This window comes from uncultured Porphyromonas sp., from assembly GCF_947254915.1.
GTDB lineage: Bacteria > Bacteroidota > Bacteroidia > Bacteroidales > Porphyromonadaceae > Porphyromonas.
This window is the reverse complement of record NZ_CAMYEZ010000153.1, coordinates 1-3,541: the sequence shown is the minus strand read 5'-3', so window position 1 is coordinate 3,541 and position 3,541 is coordinate 1. Positions and strand designations below refer to the sequence as shown.

Here is a 3,541-nt window from a genome sequence, read left to right as displayed (position 1 = left end):
GTGTAGGTCAGGGTCAGACCGTCCGCAAGGGCGACGAGCTAGCCTACATCAAGCCTGCTGAAAAGGAGGAGCACTACCCCGACTACCAGCCCCCGATCAAGCGCATTGAGGAGGAGGTCACGACACGTCAGCGTGAGCGCCGTCCTCTAGGACGCTAAAGCGCACAGGACAAGACAATATTGTTATAGCCCACCTGCGGGATCAGACTACGATCTCCTGCAGGTGGGCTACTTATTTTGCTTTTGTAATGTCTTGCTAGTCTACAACGGATCCACTACTTTGTGGCTGGAGAGGTAGCAAGAGGCGCCTTGTCAGACAAATCTTAGGCCGAAGTGCAACGGATCAATCAATCACTGTCAGTACGCACCAGCTGAGCTATGCCACAGCGAGGATCCTATTCAAAGGGTCTTTCCATGGCTCATACTACAACTCTCGAGCTAGCGAAGCAGCGCCCAGTATGGCTGCTTGTCCTCTCGGCAGCGAGCTGAGGAGGATCTCTATGGAGCCTCGATAAATGTGAAGCAACGCTTGGTCAAAGGCTTTGCGTACAGGCTTGAGGAGAAGGTCGCCACACTGCGTCACGCCTCCGAAGAGAACAAACGCTTGTGGTGCTGAGAAGCACGCAAACTGCGCCAGTGCACGACCCAATATCTCCCCTGTCTCGTCAAAGACCTGCCGAGCTAAGGAGTCGCCAGTCGCCAAGGCTATCTCTGCGACCACCTTGCTGGTCAACTCCTCGTCAGGTATGTCACAAAGCTCGCTCCACATACCTTGCTCTAGGCATAGCTTCTTAAGGCTCACGGCACGTCGTGCTACTGCAGGCGCTGCTACAGAAGCCTCAAGGCATCCGTACCGTCCACAGCCACAGCGTTGATGTGGCTCGCCCACAGCGATATGTCCTAGCTCGCCCGCCTTGCCTTGGTAGCCACGTATGAGATGTCCGTCGGCATAGATACCGCTTCCTACGCCTGTACCGAGTGTTATCTCGACAAAGTGATCCAGTCCACGTGCAGCTCCGTAGCTATGCTCGCCGAGAGCACTCGCATTAGCGTCATTGTCTAGGACAACGGGTAGACCTGTCTGTGCCGAGAGGTCAGCGACGATAGGACTGGAGCCAGCCCAAGGCAGATTGACAGCCTCCTCGATACATCCTGAGAAGTAGTTTGCATTGGGAGCCCCGATGCCTATGCCGACGACCGTGTCGGTTAGGTCTGGGTCTGCAATCATTTGGTTTATCTGCTGGCTCAGTGCGGTGATGTAATCAGCAAAGGCGCACCCATGTTGCTTCGTAGAGAGCGTCTGCGAGGAGACTATTTGTCCGGCTTCATTGACGATTCCTAGCTCTGTGTTGGTACCTCCTATGTCAATGCCTATGTATAGTGACATATTGTTGCTCTATATAATAAGGAGTATGGGCAACGCTCAGTAGCGGACCTACTCCACAGAGGGAGTCTCCTCGCTTACTTAGCATTGCCCACGATGAAACTATATCAGTTGGTAGTCGGACTTACTCTTTAATCTTGAGCTGATCGCCAGTAGTCTCAGCGATGCGCTTGTAGTACTCCTGGTCGTAGCCGGGGAAGTCTGGCATTGCGCTCAGACCATAACCATTGGTCTTGAACTGCCCGTTCTCCTCCTTCTTCATGTTGCCGTCCATATACTTGACGAGTAGGTACTCGCCGAGCTTCTTCCAGCGATAGGTCGCATAGTCGGCGGTCTCGCAGGTGAAAGTCGTGAGGACTTCACGCGCCTTCATCGGGTTCTTCTTGTAGATAGCGAGAGCCTTCTGGTCTATATCGAGTACCATCTTGTCAAAGCTCTGCTCCAGTTCTTGCTGTACAGGACGAATATCCTTAATCATAGGTGCATAGCGTGCGTAAGCCATATTAGCCACCCAGTTGTGGATCCAGAAAGCGCTCGTCCAGGAGAAGTGCATCATATCGCCATTGCCCACACGGTAGCACTCAGGAGTGCGGAGCGAAGAGCAGTAGACTGGCGTAAAGACAGCGGTATTAGCATCGTCTACACCAAACCACAAGATGCTGAAAGCGTCTGGCAGGTTAGGCCTGAGCTGAGCCACCAGCACGAAGCCGGTCTGCTGTGTAGCGATCGCACGCTCGTTGACATAAGTCTGACCTTCCACCTCAAAGGTCATCGGACGCCAGCGGTAAGGCACTGCATAAGGACCAGCACCTACGTCCTGCGTCATATCCATCGGTGTACCCTCGTAGTGGTCACGCATCATATCGCGTACGTCAGATAGCGAGAGCTTGCGATTGGGGATGATGTAGAGAGGCATCGGCTTAGAGGCCTTCTCATCTCCCATGACGAAGCGCTCGTACTGCTTCATATCATCGCTAAACTTATTGAAGAAAGACCATACACGAGCCTCGCAACCTCGCAACCCGCCAGGCGTGTAGGGGTTGTAAGCCTTTTGGAAGCTAAAGTCACGATCCGAGCCCTTGTAGTAGCCTCTCTCACGAGCGAAGTCAATTACGTCAGGAGCGTAGAGGCAGTTGTTGGGATCGTTGAACTTTATCTGCTGGATACGAGCCTGGTTGGCATGTCCAGAGATAGCGTTGTCGGGGATACGCATTGCGACCCACACTGCACCTTTGCCATACTTACCCTTGCTGACCAGCTCGAGGACCCACGCCTCATTCTTGTCTGCTATGGAAAAGCTCTCGCCAGAGCTAGCGTAGCCGTACTCCTTAACCAGTGAGGTCATCACTTGGATAGCTTCACGAGCTGTCTTGGCACGCTGTAGCGTCACGTAGATAAGGCTACCATAGTCCATCAGACCGTTGGGGTCTGTCAGCTCCTCACGGCCACCCCAGGTAGACTCAGTGATAGCTAGTGCGTGCTCATTCATATTACCGATGACAGCGTAGGTGTGTGCTACCTCTGGAATCTGTCCGAGAGGCTTGCCTGAGTCCCACTCGGTAATTTGTCTCATAGAGCCAGGTGCGTGGTCGGCCGCTGGCCAGTAGTATAGCTCACCGTAGAGCGTGTGTGAGTCGGCACTGTAGGAGATCATAACCGAGCCATCGGCCGATGCGCCCTTGCCTACGAGCAGACCCGTACAGGCGTAGCTCGGACTCGTGCCTAGGAGTAGAAGTGTAGTGAATAGGACTACGAGCCTAGTCAATGCATTCTTTGTCATAGTTCTTGATTACTATAATTATTTAGGATTGATATGTGCGGACAAAAAAAGAAACCGTCAACCCTCCACGATGATCGTGGCGGTTGGCGGTTCCAAAGATACGAAAAAAAGAAAGAAGGCACAGGGGAACAACCATATCGATAAAAAACATTTGTGCCTTCTTTCTGGTGCCCGTAACGCCTCAGTAAAAAGCTTAAATCCAAAGGCAGGCACAGTGCGTGTCACCACGCGTTAGTTTTGTTTTGCTTCCGAGTCGCCCACTTCGTACGGGTTACTCAGTTCCTTTAGAGTATAGATATTCAGGAAGGTTTAATCACCTTGCAAAAAAAGAATCATTGTTGCGTCCCCGACCCTCGGACCGCAAGGCTAGCGCAAGAC

The 3,541-nt window shown here is 52.7% G+C and carries 2 protein-coding genes; both read right to left on the bottom strand.

What is annotated here, in order from left to right; genetic code table 11:
* Nucleotides 1-423: 423 nt before the first annotated feature.
* The gene (locus Q0X57_RS07860) at nt 424-1,386 is read right to left on the bottom strand and encodes an ROK family protein (RefSeq protein ID WP_297729899.1); all 963 of its coding nucleotides are present in this window, start codon (nt 1,384-1,386) and stop codon (nt 424-426) included.
* 121 nt (nt 1,387-1,507) lie between these two features.
* Nucleotides 1,508-3,163 carry a C69 family dipeptidase gene (locus tag Q0X57_RS07855; RefSeq protein WP_297729897.1) on the bottom strand — a complete coding sequence of 552 codons (1,656 nt, stop codon included), beginning with the start codon at nt 3,161-3,163 and terminating at the stop codon, nt 1,508-1,510.
* Nucleotides 3,164-3,541 lie beyond the last annotated feature (378 nt).